Source organism: Candidatus Tisiphia endosymbiont of Melanophora roralis, assembly GCF_964026575.1.
Lineage (GTDB): Bacteria > Pseudomonadota > Alphaproteobacteria > Rickettsiales > Rickettsiaceae > Tisiphia.
In genome coordinates this window covers 665,624-680,962 of record NZ_OZ032161.1, presented here as the reverse complement: position 1 = coordinate 680,962, position 15,339 = coordinate 665,624, and the positions used below count along the sequence as shown (strand labels likewise).

Genomic DNA, 15,339 nt, shown 5'->3' with positions numbered 1-15,339 from the left:
AAATATTGACATTTGGGAATAGATAATAAAAATGAGAGTATAATATGTATGACAAGAATAATGTTTTTGTAAAAATTATTGGTAAAGATATTCCAGCAGAGATAATATATGAAGATGATAATCTAATAGCATTTAATGATATAAATCCTGTAGCTCCAGTACATATAATAATTATACCAAAAAAGGAGTATATTGACTATAGTGATTTTATCCTTAAAGCTTCTAGTGATGAAATTAAAGATTATTTCACCAAACTAGCCTATATTGCATCGCTAGTTGGTTTAGATCAAGATGGCTATCGTTTGATTACTAATAAAGGGATAAAATCTGGACAGAGTGTGTTCCATTTTCATTTCCATATTATAGGAGGAAAAACTATTTCTAAGCTGATATAGTCAATTGATAAAAAGATAAATGTAAATGACAAAACAATATAATATTGCGGTAATTGGTGCGTCGGGTAATGTTGGGCGTGAGACTTTAGAGATTTTGTTTGAGAGGGGTTTTCCAATTAATAAACTCTATGCTGTAGCATCGAATGAATCTACAGGTAAAGAGGTTAGTTTTGGGGAAGATAGTATAAAAATATTTGATATAGATAGTGTAGATTTTAGCAAAATAGATATCGCTTTTTTTGCAGCTGGATCAGAAATATCAATGAAATATATACCCAAAATTGTCGAGCAAGGTTGCATAGTTATCGATAAATCATCATTTTTCAGACTTGATTCTGATGTTCCTTTGATAGTTCCAGAAGCCAATTTAGCGAGCCTAAAAGATTATACTATTAAAAATATTATAGCTAATCCGAATTGTTGTACTGCTCCTATAGCTACTGTATTAAAGCCTTTGGATAATGCAGTAAAGATTAAGAGAATGGTGATATCGACTTATCAATCGACTTCAGGAGCAGGAAAGAGAGGAATGGATGAGCTTTACGAGCAAACTAAGGCAAAATATGTTTTTAGTGACATCACTCCTAAAATTTTCCCTAGGCAAATAGCTTTTAATTTATTTCCTTATATAGGTAGTTTTAATGAAGATGGTTCTACTAGTGAAGAATCTAAGATTTCCTTGGAATTAGAAAAAATTATAGGATCACATGCTAAATCTAGTGTAACTTGCGTGAGAGTGCCGGTGTTTGTTGGTCATTCTATTTCAGTAAATGTTGAGTTTAGTGGAGAGATAGATGCTAAAGAAATAGAAGAAATACTAAAAGAATCAGACTCTATTGTAGTTAATTCTCATTTGGATAAAACACAATATGTTTCTCCCATAGATGTTGTTGGTAAAGATCTTGTTTATGTTTCGCGAATTAGAAATGATCATAGTCAAAAAAATACCATTAATTTATGGATTACAGCAGATAATTTACGTAAAGGAGCAGCTTTAAACGCTGTGCAAATTGCTGAGGAGTTGATAAAAGGATATTTGTCAAAAAAGTAATTAGGTTATACTTCTAGGCTCTAAGTTAATAAAGAGGTTGCCATATTATTTATTTTGCGTATAGTGTAGAGTCAAATAAAAATATTACAAATAGTATAATTTTTACTGATTAGCAGTAAAAATTATACTAGAGCTGGGAAGCCGTCGGTTCAGATAACTACTATTATCAGAACAGGCTAATTTAATTTGTGTTAGACGATATAGATTATAATTCAGAAAAATATAATATAACAACGGTAATATGAGAAATAATAGTGCATTAGTATCTCAAGTAGTAATAAATCCCCTAACTACTGCTCTTGAGAAGTGCAAAATTGCGTTTTGGATAGTTTTTAGTTTTGCGTTTGTTATTAACTTGTTAATGTTGATAACGCCTCTTTATTCCTTGCAAGTGCTTGATCGGGTTATAGGAAGTGGTAACTTATTTACATTAATGTGGTTGTCTATTATTATTGGTACGATCTATTTTATTTATGGGTTATTGCAAGTTGCTAGATCATTCACCCTAATTAAAGTTGGTGAATGGTTGGATAAAACAGTTGCTCCTGTAATTTTTGGTCACTCTATTTCAGCCTCTGCAACTCGTACTAATATGGGTGCTAGTCAGTTACTTCGTGATTTTCAAACAGTAAAAACCTTTCTAACTAGCACTGGTATTAATACTTTATTTGATGCTCCTTGGAGTGTTGTCTATATAATAGTAATTTTCTTAATTCATCCATATATTGGAATCCTTACATTAGTTGGGGCTATTATTATTGTATCTACGGCTTTCTTTAATGCGGCTGCAACTAATAAAACTCTCGGTGAAGCTACTGAATTCTCTATAAAGGGTATGACGCAAGCTGACATCGCCAATAGAAATTCAGAAGTTGTAGAAGCTATGGGCATGATGAAAAATGTTACGGCAAATTGGCATCAGTTTAATATTGCTTCTTTGGAGAAGCAATCAATTGCTAGCTACCGTAATGGTGCTATTTCTAATTTTTCAAGATTTATCCGTAATGTCATGCAAATGCTGGTAACTGGTATTGGTGCTTATGTTGTTGTTCATACTTCAGGAAGAGATATGACTACCGGTGGTATGATTATGAGTTCCATTATAGTTGGTAGAGCTTTAGCCCCTTTTGATAACGCTATTGAGTTATGGAAAAGTATGAGCGGGGCTATAAAATCTTATAAAAATATCAATCAATTATTTGCTTCGTATAAATCAAGAGAAGAAGCAATGCCAATTCCAAATGTCGAAGGACATTTAACTGTGGAAAATATTTATTATTCGATACCAATTCCTCCACATATACCACAGCCACCAGTACCAAGATATATTTTAAAGGGAGTATCCTTTGCGGTACAGCCTGGTGAAATATTAGCAATTATAGGACCTTCTGCAGCAGGTAAGTCAACTTTGGCAAAAGTTTTAGTTGGGGTATGGAAAGCATCGTCAGGAACTGTTAGGCTTGATAGTGGAGAAATTTATCGTTGGAACAGGGAAGACTTTGGTAAACATGTAGGGTATTTGCCGCAAGGAATAGAGTTATTTAGTGGTAGTATAAAGCAGAATATAGCTAGGATGGCTGAAAATGCTGATCCAGAAAAAGTAATTGAGGCAGCTAAAATTGCTGGGGCTCATGAAATGATCTTAAGATTACCGGATGGCTATGATTCAGATATTGGAACAGCAGGCTCTAATCTTTCTGGTGGACAAAAACAACGGGTTGGTCTTGCTAGAGCATTTTATGGTAATCCTAAACTACTTATTTTAGATGAACCTAATGCAAATCTTGACGAAGCGGGTGAAATAGCCCTATCAAATTGCTTAAAGCAAGCAAAATCTAGGGGTATTGCTGTAGTTGTTATCTCTCATAGACCTTCTGTATTATCGGTGGTAGATAAGATTTTGGTATTACAAGATGGGGCGGTAGCTCTTTATGGCACTCAAGAAGAAATGCAAAATCGAGTTAAACTGTTACAAAATGGTGTAATCCACATTAATGAATAAGTTTTAAATATGGAAGAAAAGTCAAATAACAATAAGCCGGCATTTACAGCGGAGCAACTTAAACAACTTTTGTCGCTACAAAATGATTTAACACACACAAAAAAAACAAAGGGAGCTATTGTATCACAAAAGGTAATAGTAAAGATTTCTAATGCCATTAAAAATACATTATATTATCTTGATCGTTTCGTCAATTTTGTTACTAAAAATAATGATGTTGATCGCAATGATGTAGTGCAGATTGCTAGATCCCCTATTCTTTTTGGAGTGTATGTAATAATCTTTTTTGTATTAGTTGGAGGGGTATGGGGCAGTTTTGCTCCTCTTGATAGTGCTGCTACAGCATTGGGTGTTGTTATAACGAGTGGTAATAAGAAGACAATTAATCACCAAGAAGGTGGAATTATAGCTAATATTTTTGTTAAACAAGGTGATCAAGTTAAAGAAGGTGATAAATTAATAGAGCTAGAAGATACAAGAATTAAGTCAGCATATGAAAGTAATTTAAGCCAATATAGACATGCTTTAGCAACGGAAAGTCGTTTAATTGCTGAGAGAGATAATCAAGATAAGATTGAATTCCCAGAATTATTAACTAAAAATATCAATTTACCTGAAGTAGCAAGGATTATACATACCCAAGAAAATTTATTTCAGTCTAAAAAAGAAGTATATAAAAGTGAAAAAAATGCCTTACATCAAAGGATCGAGCAATTAAATAAAAGAATCGAAGGTACGCAGGCTAAAAAAGTTGCAAATGTAAAAACTCTAGAGGTTGTTAAGGATCGTTTAAAGGCAATGGATACATTGCATGGAAAAGGTTTTGCCAATAAAGCCGCTTTATTAGACTTAGAAGCTAAGGAAGCACAGTACAAAAGTGAGATAGCTATGGCAGAAGCTGAGATTGCATCTATTAAGCATTCGATTACAGAGTGTGAGATTAGCATTATTAACTTACAGAATAAATATACAGAGAAAACTCTGACTGAACTAAAAGAGACACAAGAGCTAGTAGCTCGTTTTAAAGAGGCATTTAATGCACATCAGGACTCTTTAAATCGAGTGGTTATTAAATCACCAGTTGATGGTATTATAAATGTATTGAACTATCATACAATAGGACAGGTGATTTCACCAAGTTATCCGATTCTAGAGATTTCTCCAACTGATGATAGTTTGATAATAGAAGCAAAAGTTCCAAGCAAGAATATAGATTCAGTGCATGAAGGCTTGGTAGCAAAAATTCGCTTCAGTGCTTTTAAATCTAGAACAACGCCGTTATTTACTGGCAAAGTTGTTAAAATATCTCCTGATATTGTACAAGACAGAAATACTCCAAGCCAAGATCCTACCACTTATTATATCGCTAGAATTGAGATTGATATGGATGAGTTTAATAAGATTGCAAAAGCTAAAAAGTTAGAGTTACATCCTGGTATGCAAGCGGAAGTTCAAATTGTCACTGGCACAAGGACTCTCCTGAGATATTTACTTGATCCTATTACTGATACGATGTTTAGAGCATTTAAAGAGAAATGATATAGCTAACCAAAGAAGGTTTTAGCCAAAAATGCCTAGTACTACAAATAGTACTAACATTAAAACGCTGTCATTCCCGCTTCGGCGGGAATCTAAAAAAATAACATAGAAGGTCTGTTATACTGCTCGTAAATGAAGAGTTGGTAGACGATAGAATCAAAATCAACAAGTGCTAGGAGTGTTCAAGCCGAGGAGCGCAGCGTACATTAGTACGTGGCTACCTGCGGTCTTGGACAACGACAACGCAATTGTTGATTTTCATCGAGTATATCATAATACCCTACTTTTTTTATATAACCACCATTAAAATGGCTGCTGATCGTCTATTAGCGAGGAGTCGCGAAAAAGCGGCGACGCAACAATCCAAGATACACGAAGCGTTACTCTAAAAAAACAGCTTCGCTGTTTACCTAGATCGCCACGGCATCTAAAGAGTCTTGCTATGACGATTATAGAAAAATGTACTATGATTAGCTTGTTACATCGATAGTTGAGATTAAGTAAGTGTATTAATTTTCGGATTTGATATACTCTTCTGCTTTAAAGAATTGTTTTTTGAAAATATCATGGATTCGCATGCGTAACTATACTATATGTACACCTAGCATGCTCACCATTCATTTTCAAATCCAATTCTTCAAATCATTTGAGTATACTAGAGTTTTCTAACGTTTTATCAATTACCCTAGAAAGGATTTCTAAACTATATCCATTTGTTAGTATGCCATTAACAAAAAATGCGGGTGTACCAACAAAACCTTGTGAACTAGCAGCAAGGTTAGTATTAGCAAGTAATGTTTCGACAATTTGATTATCATTAAGACATTTAGCATAAGTTTCTGCGGATACTCCACCAATTTGAGCTATATTTGTTAATAATTCACGATATCTATTACTACTGCCCCATTTATCTTGTTGTGCTAGTATTACACTTTGGAATTTAAGAAAACTCTCTAGATCATTTGGACAACGTGCCAAAATTGCTGCATCTAAATCTTGCTTATTACCGACAAATTCACGAATTATATAAGCAATTTTATTGGTATCAATATATTTCTTTTTAAGCTCAGGTAGAATTTTTTCATGATAATAAGCACAATGTGGGCAAGTTGGAGAAAAATACTCAACTACCACTACAGTTGCCTTAACATTACCAAGAACTATATCATTTTGGCTAACATTGAAAGTTGGTTTATAAGGCATCTGTTTCAAGCTAACATTATCAGTAGAGTTAGTAGCAGAATCCTCTACCGTATCTAGAGGTTCTTCCGTATTAGTTGAAGCCGTACTGTCTTGAGGATTTACTATTGTATTCCATTTATCATTGGCAAGGTTGTCATTATTTTCTTCTTGTGGAACTTTTTCCTGAGTCACTTCAGCCTTATTATCAGGTTGCTCGTTTTTATTATTAGATTTATCACTTTCTTCCGAACATGATATTAACAATAATGAAATTATAATGATAAGGATATTATGCATAAGTTTTGATATAGTTTTAAGTTAAATTAAATACTTTACTCTTCAGGATTTTATATTCCTTATGAGAAGTCCTTATAAAAATAAGGTTTTACTGGTATTTAAGCAATAAAAATTTTTACTTATTCGTAACAAAATAACTAATTTATATACTATAAATATTTTTTCTAATAAATGCAAAAATACTATTAGTTAAAATAAAAATATTGTTATAATGATTTGAACCCCCGCGTAACTTTCATGATAATTAAGTCTTATTTGTAAATAAGGTAACACAACCCAAGAAGAAGTGAAAAATATATTGGGATACCATGATGATACTGATATAATGCTTGATGGTAGCATGAAATGGGTATACATCCTTATAACTTATGTTCCGATTAGTTAATTGATTCTCCTCCCTAGATACTGAATAACACGATAAGAAAATTAATTATGAAAGATTTTAATACTAAGGTCATTAGTAAGTATACAGAAAGATTAAAAGGCTGTTTTGTCTCTTTAAGCTCTGAATGTATCGTGTCTTGTAAGTATCCTAGTACTTTAAAAAGGTCTTTGCGTACTTTTAATATTATAAAGATTCTACAACAGAATAGTGACTTGCTTGATTATCTTAGTCTAGATAGTCAAAAGAACTTGCTCTCTGTTCTTGAGCATTACGGACCTCTCTCCATTGAAACGTTAAAGCAACAAAAATATCAAATGGAAGAGGTAACAAATTTTGTTACCTCTCTTAATCAATTGGTTGATTGCTTAAAAAGTTCTTCCACTTTACATCATGAAGAAAATAATAAGGCACTAAAACCTGTAATGGATTTAGCTAGAAACTTTGTACAACATTGTTGTATATTAATAATTGAAGATGTTAAAAATCAAGATGTTATAAATAATTTACAGGCAACTGCCATTGTTTTGAATTTAGATAATTTATCGCTTGAGCAACAAAATCTACTTTTAGATCAATTGTTGTTCATTAAAGAATTATGGCAGATTGATTCTACTATTGACATAAAGAAAGAATCTGTTCCTTTGTTATTTCATGCTAATATATTATTAACACTGAAAGAAGAGAACACAGTAGATTACGAATACATTTTTAAAAAAATTACTAATTTTTTAATAGATGATCACAATGTATTGATGGAGTTAACCAATGCTAAATTAATTTGCTTATATAATAGGCTAAAAGATTTATGTATTAAATCTCAGACCATAAACCATATTTTGCTAAGAATACATGACGAGTCAAAATTTAGGAAGAGTTTCAGTAAACTTAATAATTCAGGGTATGAGCTTTCAGTATTATTTGAAAATTATAATGCAATAATACATCAGATAGAAAATGCAGAGTTCGCTATAATAGAAAGATTCTTACTTCGGCAAAATGTCTTTATGCATGAAATTTTAATTAATATTACAAAGCATATAGATGCTATCAGGATGCTCAATATAACAGAAGATTCTGATCTGAATTATATATTAGCTCAGATTAGAAAAAGGTTAACTCAAAATATCCAAAGTGGTCATACTATTTCTTTAATGATTTCTTCTATTGAGTCTAAATTTTCTGCAAAACTTGAAGTTAAAATTATCAAACGATATGCTTCTTTAGATAGTTTTACTAAAAATGCTTTAAAAACTAGGTATCAGTTGTTATTTAAAAATATTACTTCATTATTAAAAAAAGAGCTAAATTATGCAGAGTTTGTACAACAGGTAATAACATGTAGAATCGCAGCTGATTATAAGATAAATAGTAATGTTACTTCAGTTAGAACGTTAAGACTAATTGAACAAGAAAGGTTAGAAGTAAAAAAACAATTATGTGAAATAAATTTTGTAGAAACTTTTAGTGACAAATATTTAAATAAAACATCTAGTTTAAGTTTTAAAAAACATGTCAGGAGAACTAGTATAACAACTCCTGCAGGTTATGTTACGGTAATTATTAGAATATTACTAACAAATTTTAGTGTTGAACAGCTTCAACTTTTATCACAATTTTTAATGAATGGTAATCTAACTACAATTCGAACAATCGTTCAACAAGAGTTGGTTGTGCAAGTTAAAAAACGCACCACTATAAGTAAAGTAATATATTATGTATTTACTAGAAAGAAAAATGAACTTACCATGCTCAATAATATCAAGAGAATTCTAAATGAATATACTAACCTCAATTAGATATAAGAACCCTTTTTTAGGGGTGTATTAATAAGCAGATTATAGTCAATTCAGGAGAATTTGATGCTAGGAACGATGGAGCGAAGCCTATAGATAATAGACGAGTGACGACGTCACCAAATTCTCATCAATTGACTATATCAAAAATTTTTGTAAGATTTGCTGACATACGCACGTCAGAACCATCTTCTAAAGCCCAAACCCAAGAAAGTACAGATTGGACAAAACACCAATCGCTAATTCGCTCCGTATCTAAATCCAAGAGAGTTGCAAACTTAATGATGCGATTTGCAATAATACTCTCAACCTCTTCTAAAGCAAGGAGTTCAGGGAGAGGATTACGAATAAATGCTGCTACCTCATATGCTTTTTCACCGATAACTCCTTTAGGATCAATAACCACCCAATTATCACCACTTTGTAGAATATTATCATGATGTAAATCACCATGAAGTAAAACTAACATTGACGATGTGCCTAGTAATTTATCTCGCAATTGTCTAGCTTTTTCTAAGTAGTAAGTTGGCACATCCCATTCTTTATCTAATACTGCCAACCAATCTGTGACATAAGGAAAACCTTCTGATGGCAAAGGTGCATAGTGTAATCTTTTCATTACATTACATGCTATTTTAATAGCCTCGTAATCTTTTACAGGAAAATAGGATTTTAATGATATATTAGAAATAGCCTGCTCAACTAGCAGTAAGCCGGTGCTTTCAGCTAAAACCTTCACCCCTCCAAATTTAGAAAAAACTTTTAAAGCTGTTGATTCTCTCTTAAGATCATCAATGTCTAGCCCTAACTTTAAGATAATTGGCTGATAACCTTGGAAGCCTGCTAGGACATAATGGTAACTCAAGTTCTTAACTGGATTTAAGCTAGACAAACCGTACTCCTTGACCAATTTATGGACAATTTTTGGCAAATCATTAACCAAACCTTACCTTGAACACCATAGATATTAGTAATGTTAGTTTCAAATGTTTTCATGATGACCTCAGAAAAATGCATTCTTGAAGCGGCTGGCACAAATGCATTTTAATCTATTATCGCTAATAATCTTAGCTAATAATATTATTAGCAAATGAAATATTTAACAATCAGGCATCAAACCACTTTAAACCTGATTGTTTACATTCTCATTCCAATTTCGGATTAATGAAATTAATCCGAAATTGAGGTTGATAATAAATTTGTATTTTTTTATGCTAGATCAAATTAACTATTTGCTATAATATTATAGGTAATTCTAACTTAAAACTTATAAAATTGATATTATGGGAATGAGCTTCAGCCACTTATTAGTGATCTTATTAATCATCTTAGTGTTGTTTGGAGCTGGTAAGTTGCCTCAAGTGATGTCAGATCTTGCAAAAGGTCTTAAAGCTTTCAAGGAAGGAATGAAAGACATTGATAAGAAAAAAGATGAATAGACTTCTTTCGAAACTCGCTTATGCGCAAGGGTGTGAAGGAGACGCGGAACCTCGACCCGCAGCGTACTCTAATGTACGTGAGGATTCGAGTACCGCATCGACGTACAAATCACCAGCAGAAGTAGAGTTTCGAAAGAAGTCTAATAACCTGTTTTGCTAGGTGATGTGAAGATTTCTATCTAATTCTTATCGATCGTTATTTTCGTTCTCGAATCCGTAATACCATTTCCCAAAACTAAATTGCTACTCGGAGTACGAGTGTCAGCTACCTTCGCGTACAACTAGTACGTGAGGAGCGGAGATTATGAAATACGACGACGTGATGATTAGTTTTCGGAAATGGTATAACACCACAACTGTCGAAAGTTTACAAACACCTATACCACAGCGTCATTGCGAGGAGGCTGTAAGACCACAACTGTTGAAAGTTAAAAAACCGTCATCGCGATGAGCTTTGTAAGCCCTAAACCGTCTATTAGCGAGGAGTCGCTGTAAGCGACGACGTGGCAATCTTGTGAAGAAGAGCTTACTTCATGAGATCGCCACGGCGTCTATCGACGCCTCGCGACTCATCTTCGAGATAAATATGAGCAAAAATTATGCTATAGAAGTAGGTTATCATGCGGTGTGTGGGACAGAAAATTAAATTTTTGTTACTGACTACATTTTATCATTTTGCAGATTTTGTCATTTGGGGCATCGTTAAATCAAATAAATTGAATAAATTTTGTTGAAACTCGCTTAATTTTGGTAATCTTGCAACTTTGCAACCCTTGATTGTGTAATATAAAAAACATACTTTATCCAGCTCTCTTAATGCTTCCTCAATGGTCACATTATATTTACCATCCTTGGTTACGCCACAACCTTGTTTCAACTTATTTTTCATATAGTGCCATATTTTTAATGCCAACATACAAACAAATACATGTCCCTTCGTTCTGTTGCTTTTCCTTAAAAAGATCGGTCTTACTTCGAGTAATCCTGTCTTCATACTGCTAAAATTCGATTCTACTTCATGTAAATTATGGTAAGCTTTATCAACCAATTCTTTACTCATCAGTTTAATTTCAATCTGTGTTTCAATCGCATAACAACCATCAAGAGCAAACAACTCTTTTTTCTTATCTTGATCAATTTCAACCACTATTTGGTTGCCATCTAATTTTAGGTTGATAAATTTATCTATCCGCCATTCTTTGGCAATTTTTTGAATATTATTTAAACCAAGTTCTAGCTTTGCTTTCTTATGGGTTGATACATATATATTACGCTCTTCAATCTTTGCAACCAATTTTTCAACTCGGGTATTCCTATCAAACTCAACTTTTCGGGCTATAGAACCATTCTTCCTTAAAATATATCTTTTGCCATTATTGGTTACTTCGCATAGCTGTTCTTCAAAAAAACTATATTGTAAAACTCCGCTTTTCTTTAAGCTTTCAATCTCAACTTTACTTAAGGTTGTAATATAGTCCCACCCTTCTTTGGTCAGGGCTTCTTTGCCTGTCCCCTTAATCATTCCTTTATCACCAACAAAGACTATATTCTTAATACCAAAATTAGATTTTACTAGCTCAATCTGCTCATAAATGGTAGAAGGATCAGCACTATTACCCTTAAAAACTCTAACAGCCAAAGGTTCGCCATGATCATCAGTTAATAGACCAATCACTATTTGCTTTTTACCCTTCTTTTTATCCCGATTGTACCCATATTCCGCAAGTTCATTCTCTGTTCCTTCGAAATAGCTGGAAGTGACGTCATATAAAAGCATAACAGGCGGCTTGTTATTTTTCTTTTGATAAGTTTTAAATAATTTTAATTCGATCTTTTCTTGGTTCTCTTCTAACCATTCTAGAGCCTGATATAAATGGTTTTCATCAAATGAATCGACAGATAATACATCAGATATCGCATGCGATTTCGCCCATTTCACGCTGGAAAGTCTAGACCCTTGGTGAGCAAAGCGTGCTAAAACCAAAAATAGACTCAATAAAGCTTCTTTGCTTCTAGTGCCAAGAGCCTTAGTAATACCAATTTCATCAGCAATTCTTTTTAGTAGAAAAATAGTCCCAAAACTTTCACCAACCTCAGGAACACCATCTAAACCATCAAATTCACCTTTAAGCATCTTCTTAAAAGCCTCAATGCGTAAATCATCCCAGTTAGTTAAGTTAGCTAGGGTTTTATTTAATACTTTCCCGTCTTCGCGATAAGAGGTACGAAGCAATATTGCAGGACAAGAATTTCTATTTGGAACAGTTGTAATATACATGAAAGAGATTATATCTCTAAATTCTAGCATTGTCAAATAAAAAATATCATTTACATGACTACAAATCTTATAGCAAAATCCTTATAAACCTCATTCTTTAGGTGTTTTAAGCACTTTTTCGTCTAGAAGATGAGATTCGAAGCAAAGGGATATTATACTTTTCAAAAAATGGAATAACCCTATCATTCAAATGGTCTGCTGTAGTAATAGCTGTTTTCTCGGTATAAAGCTTACAAATAGCTACCCTAGAATAAGTGTCTACAAAGGTTTGTTGGTAGATACGTCCTATGCCTTTAATGTTTCCAACATAATAGGTATCTTGAGAGCCAAGGTAACCAGGATGCATGGTTTCAATCTCACCAGTTGCTTCACGTTTATTCTTGATTTTCTCAAGTGCAGCAAGTTGTGCATCACTCAAAATAATACCAGCATTTGCAACTTTAGCATCCAATGCTTTTAGACGCTTTTTGAAATTCTCTAGATCATGACGTAGCCAAACAGACCTTACTCCACCTCCAAAGATAACGATACCTCTCCTATGTAATTCATTAGCAGTACGTTCCTGACCATAAGCAGGAAATTCAACAGCTATATTAACTACTGCATCCTCGATATTAGATGGAACACGATTCTTCAAACATGGCTTCTTTCTAGTCATCTCAAACAAAGATTCTGCTCCACCTTGTTCATGCAGTTCCTTATAGGTTGCACGGTAAAATGTATCTCTGCTATAGCCCATTACTTTACAAGCTTACTATACGTTTCCTAGTTGTTCTGCTAATTGTAATAAACCAATTCTTGGTTTTATGATTTTTTCTTGATATGTTATCATTTGACAGTCTCCTTAATAAGAGGTTGTTAAAATTTGCTGGGTACGATTTTATTCGATATTTTCGTACCCAACAACTCCAAACTGTCAGATCAAGTCTTTACTTTTACAAATCAGTAAGAAAATCATATTCCTTGGAGAGCCTTCTATTTCTATTTATCCAAGCAAAGCTTCTCTCAACAACCCATCGCCTTGGCTGTACTTTAAACCCAACTTCCCTTGTTGGCAATAGTTCTAGTGGTGTATTTTTTGGTATCCAAAATCTGCACACTGGGCGTTTAACAATTTCTAAATCTATGTTATACTTTTCCTTAATGAGACCCTTTAAATCTTTAGACTGATACCCCATATCAGCCCACATTTGTTTAATAGTAGTGTACTCTTTTTGCATGTTACTGAGTAGCACTGTAGCTCCGTATCGATCATTCTCATTCGCAGAACCGACATAACAACCTAACACAAAACCTTGTGTATCGGTAATAATATGCCTCTTTCTGCCCTTAATTTTCTTAGCTCCATCATAACCTTTAGCTCCCCTTTTTCTGTTGTCTTGACAGACTGACTATCTATTATGCAAGCACTAGGATACTCATTTCTACCTAATTTTCGTCTAACATCCTTGATAAGTTCATGGTTCATACGTTCAAATACACCTTGCTTCTTCCATCTTCTAAATTGTTCATATACTGTCTTCCAAATTGGAAAGTCATGCGGCATATATCTCCACTGACACCCAGTACGTAATACATAAAAAATTGCATTCAAAATCTCTCTTTTGCTATGTTTTAAAGGTCTACCTCCCTTTACATACGATACTTGAAACAAACCCTCTATCCTTAACCATTCTTCATCTGTTAAATCTGTTGGATAATTTTTTCTGCTCATTCTTCTATACTTCTTACTAATAATACTTTGTTCACTTCATCATACCTTAATTTTAGTTTGCAGACAAGCTCTTATACTAATTATCTTTCAATAAAGAATGAAGATGGTATAATTTAAGTTATAGAATAAAAAAGCTAATGTCAGGTTATCAATATGTTTATCCATCAGAAACAGTTTGTCGGATGGAATTTTTATTAAAATCAGCCTCAGATATGATAACATTTCGTAAGATTCAATGTATTTATTTACGTGCCAAGTTTTTATATTTACCTAAACAGATTTCTGAAATTACCGGTTTAAGTATTAGTCGAGTTAGGCAAATTCATACAGCTTATTACAAACTAGGAGAATCAGTATTAAAAAAAACTAAAAGAGGTGGTAGGAATCATTGCTATATGGACGAGGCTAATGAAAGTAAAATACTGGAATCTTTTAATGATAGAGCATCACAAGGGGAAATTGTAGTAGTCAGAGAAATACAGAAAAAATATGAAGAAGTTTTGCAAAAGAAAGTAACTAAATCAGCAATCTACAAAATGTTACATCGTCATTGTTGGCGTAAAGTTTTCCCTCGTCCCCATCATCCAAAGCAAAATAAAGATGAGATGGAAACTTTTAAAAAAACTTCAGCTCAGTGGTTACCGCCGCAAATACACAATCTAAATCACAGGGACTTGAATTACAAGTGATGTTTCAAGATGAGTCTCGTTTTGGAAGGATAAATGATATAAAAAGATGTTGGAGTTACAAAGGCAACAGACTTGGTGTCGCCAAACAAGTTATCCGGGAGTATAGTTATATTTATGGAGCATTTTGTCCAATACAGATAGAGTCACGGAATATTGTGGTAAACCTGAGAATCATGCTTATCAACTATATCTTGGTATTGAGAATATAGATCATTCTAGAACTAAAGCATATAGCCCTCAAACTAATGGTATATGTGAGCGTTTTCACAAAACTATGCAGGAAGAGTGCTATCACATTCTATTCCGTAAAAAGCTCTATAATACATTAGATGAGTTACAAGCTGATATAGATACTTGGCTTACAAATTATAATAACGAAAGGTCTCATTCAGGTAAACATTGTTTTGGTAAAACACCAATGCAAACTTTTAGAGATTCACTTTATATTGCTAAAGATAAAAATATTAGTAATATAGAGAGAATATCAGACAATTTGGCTATTACTTATCAAGCTGCCTGATTATTACTTATTGTCAGATTAAGTCGTAACTAGTACATTATTTAATTTTGTAGAT

Annotated in this window: 12 protein-coding genes and 3 pseudogenes; 10 read left to right on the top strand and 5 right to left on the bottom strand. The window is 33.1% G+C overall.

Going from position 1 to position 15,339, the window contains the following annotated elements; all coding sequences use genetic code 11:
• Window positions 1-44: 44 nt before the first annotated feature.
• The 4 genes from AAGD53_RS03345 to AAGD53_RS03330 all read left to right on the top strand — a co-directional run bounded on the left by AAGD53_RS03345 (window position 45) and on the right by AAGD53_RS03330 (window position 4,987).
• Window positions 45-395, top strand: a complete 351-nt coding sequence (locus AAGD53_RS03345; protein WP_341763276.1) for an HIT domain-containing protein — start codon at window positions 45-47, stop codon at window positions 393-395.
• 25 nt (window positions 396-420) lie between these two features.
• The gene (asd, locus tag AAGD53_RS03340; RefSeq protein ID WP_341763275.1) at window positions 421-1,446 is read left to right on the top strand and encodes an aspartate-semialdehyde dehydrogenase; all 1,026 of its coding nucleotides are present in this window, start codon (window positions 421-423) and stop codon (window positions 1,444-1,446) included.
• Between the two features lie 241 nt (window positions 1,447-1,687).
• Window positions 1,688-3,448: a type I secretion system permease/ATPase gene (locus AAGD53_RS03335; RefSeq protein ID WP_341763274.1), complete on the top strand. Its 1,761-nt coding sequence runs from the start codon at window positions 1,688-1,690 to the stop codon at window positions 3,446-3,448.
• A gap of 9 nt (window positions 3,449-3,457) precedes the next feature.
• Complete coding sequence (locus AAGD53_RS03330; RefSeq protein ID WP_341763273.1) at window positions 3,458-4,987, top strand: HlyD family type I secretion periplasmic adaptor subunit; 1,530 nt, start codon at window positions 3,458-3,460, stop codon at window positions 4,985-4,987.
• 642 nt (window positions 4,988-5,629) lie between these two features.
• Here the strand turns inward: AAGD53_RS03330 and AAGD53_RS03325 are convergent.
• Window positions 5,630-6,466: a DsbA family protein gene (locus AAGD53_RS03325; RefSeq protein ID WP_341763272.1), complete on the bottom strand. Its 837-nt coding sequence runs from the start codon at window positions 6,464-6,466 to the stop codon at window positions 5,630-5,632.
• Between the two features lie 432 nt (window positions 6,467-6,898).
• On the opposite strand from AAGD53_RS03325, the gene AAGD53_RS03320 reads away from it, so the two are divergent.
• A complete protein-coding gene (locus AAGD53_RS03320; protein ID WP_341763271.1) occupies window positions 6,899-8,647 on the top strand; it encodes a hypothetical protein in 1,749 nt (582 codons plus the stop codon).
• Between the two features lie 127 nt (window positions 8,648-8,774).
• On the opposite strand, the gene AAGD53_RS03315 is transcribed toward AAGD53_RS03320, so the two are convergent.
• Window positions 8,775-9,575 (bottom strand): aminoglycoside phosphotransferase family protein, encoded by an 801-nt coding sequence (locus AAGD53_RS03315; protein WP_341763270.1) that lies wholly within the window; start codon window positions 9,573-9,575, stop codon window positions 8,775-8,777.
• A 352-nt stretch (window positions 9,576-9,927) separates the two neighbouring features.
• On the opposite strand from AAGD53_RS03315, the gene AAGD53_RS03310 reads away from it, so the two are divergent.
• The 3 genes from AAGD53_RS03310 (at window position 9,928) to AAGD53_RS03300 (ending at window position 10,534) form a co-directional block, all read left to right on the top strand.
• Window positions 9,928-10,083: a Sec-independent protein translocase subunit TatA gene (locus tag AAGD53_RS03310; protein WP_341747719.1), complete on the top strand. Its 156-nt coding sequence runs from the start codon at window positions 9,928-9,930 to the stop codon at window positions 10,081-10,083.
• Window positions 10,076-10,243 (top strand): palindromic element RPE1 domain-containing protein, encoded by a 168-nt coding sequence (locus tag AAGD53_RS03305; RefSeq protein WP_341763269.1) that lies wholly within the window; start codon window positions 10,076-10,078, stop codon window positions 10,241-10,243. Before AAGD53_RS03310 ends, AAGD53_RS03305 begins: the two co-directional genes overlap by 8 nt.
• Before the next feature lie 144 nt (window positions 10,244-10,387).
• Entirely contained in the window at window positions 10,388-10,534 is a 147-nt protein-coding gene (locus tag AAGD53_RS03300) for a hypothetical protein (protein ID WP_341763268.1), read from the top strand.
• A gap of 219 nt (window positions 10,535-10,753) precedes the next feature.
• On the opposite strand, the gene AAGD53_RS03295 is transcribed toward AAGD53_RS03300, so the two are convergent.
• The 3 genes and pseudogenes from AAGD53_RS03295 to AAGD53_RS03285 all read right to left on the bottom strand — a co-directional run.
• On the bottom strand, window positions 10,754-12,391 hold the full coding sequence (locus AAGD53_RS03295) for an IS1634 family transposase (protein ID WP_341763267.1): 1,638 nt from the start codon (window positions 12,389-12,391) through the stop codon (window positions 10,754-10,756).
• Window positions 12,392-12,482: 91 nt separating this feature from the next.
• Window positions 12,483-13,193, bottom strand: a pseudogene (locus AAGD53_RS03290) (helix-turn-helix domain-containing protein); the annotation flags it as partial.
• Between the two features lie 112 nt (window positions 13,194-13,305).
• A pseudogene (locus AAGD53_RS03285) lies at window positions 13,306-14,075 on the bottom strand (IS5 family transposase); the annotation flags it as partial.
• Window positions 14,076-14,212: 137 nt separating this feature from the next.
• On the opposite strand from AAGD53_RS03285, the gene AAGD53_RS03280 reads away from it, so the two are divergent.
• Both AAGD53_RS03280 and AAGD53_RS03275 read left to right on the top strand, forming a co-directional pair.
• Window positions 14,213-14,764: a winged helix-turn-helix domain-containing protein gene (locus tag AAGD53_RS03280; RefSeq protein WP_341763266.1), complete on the top strand. Its 552-nt coding sequence runs from the start codon at window positions 14,213-14,215 to the stop codon at window positions 14,762-14,764.
• 133 nt (window positions 14,765-14,897) lie between these two features.
• A pseudogene (locus tag AAGD53_RS03275) lies at window positions 14,898-15,284 on the top strand (integrase core domain-containing protein); the annotation flags it as partial.
• Between the last annotated feature and the right edge of the window lie 55 nt (window positions 15,285-15,339).

What these genes read in the sequence shown, in the direction of transcription:
- AAGD53_RS03345 (WP_341763276.1), top strand. Translation starts at nt 45, where the DNA reads ATGTATGACAAGAATAATGTTTTTGTAAAAATTATTGGTAAAGATATT.
- asd (WP_341763275.1), top strand. Translation starts at nt 421, where the DNA reads ATGACAAAACAATATAATATTGCGGTAATTGGTGCGTCGGGTAATGTT.
- AAGD53_RS03335 (WP_341763274.1), top strand. Translation starts at nt 1,688, where the DNA reads ATGAGAAATAATAGTGCATTAGTATCTCAAGTAGTAATAAATCCCCTA.
- AAGD53_RS03330 (WP_341763273.1), top strand. Translation starts at nt 3,458, where the DNA reads ATGGAAGAAAAGTCAAATAACAATAAGCCGGCATTTACAGCGGAGCAA.
- AAGD53_RS03325 (WP_341763272.1), bottom strand. Translation starts at nt 6,466, where the DNA reads ATGCATAATATCCTTATCATTATAATTTCATTATTGTTAATATCATGT.
- AAGD53_RS03320 (WP_341763271.1), top strand. Translation starts at nt 6,899, where the DNA reads ATGAAAGATTTTAATACTAAGGTCATTAGTAAGTATACAGAAAGATTA.
- AAGD53_RS03310 (WP_341747719.1), top strand. Translation starts at nt 9,928, where the DNA reads ATGGGAATGAGCTTCAGCCACTTATTAGTGATCTTATTAATCATCTTA.
- AAGD53_RS03305 (WP_341763269.1), top strand. Translation starts at nt 10,076, where the DNA reads ATGAATAGACTTCTTTCGAAACTCGCTTATGCGCAAGGGTGTGAAGGA.
- AAGD53_RS03300 (WP_341763268.1), top strand. Translation starts at nt 10,388, where the DNA reads ATGAAATACGACGACGTGATGATTAGTTTTCGGAAATGGTATAACACC.
- AAGD53_RS03295 (WP_341763267.1), bottom strand. Translation starts at nt 12,391, where the DNA reads ATGCTAGAATTTAGAGATATAATCTCTTTCATGTATATTACAACTGTT.
- AAGD53_RS03280 (WP_341763266.1), top strand. Translation starts at nt 14,213, where the DNA reads ATGTCAGGTTATCAATATGTTTATCCATCAGAAACAGTTTGTCGGATG.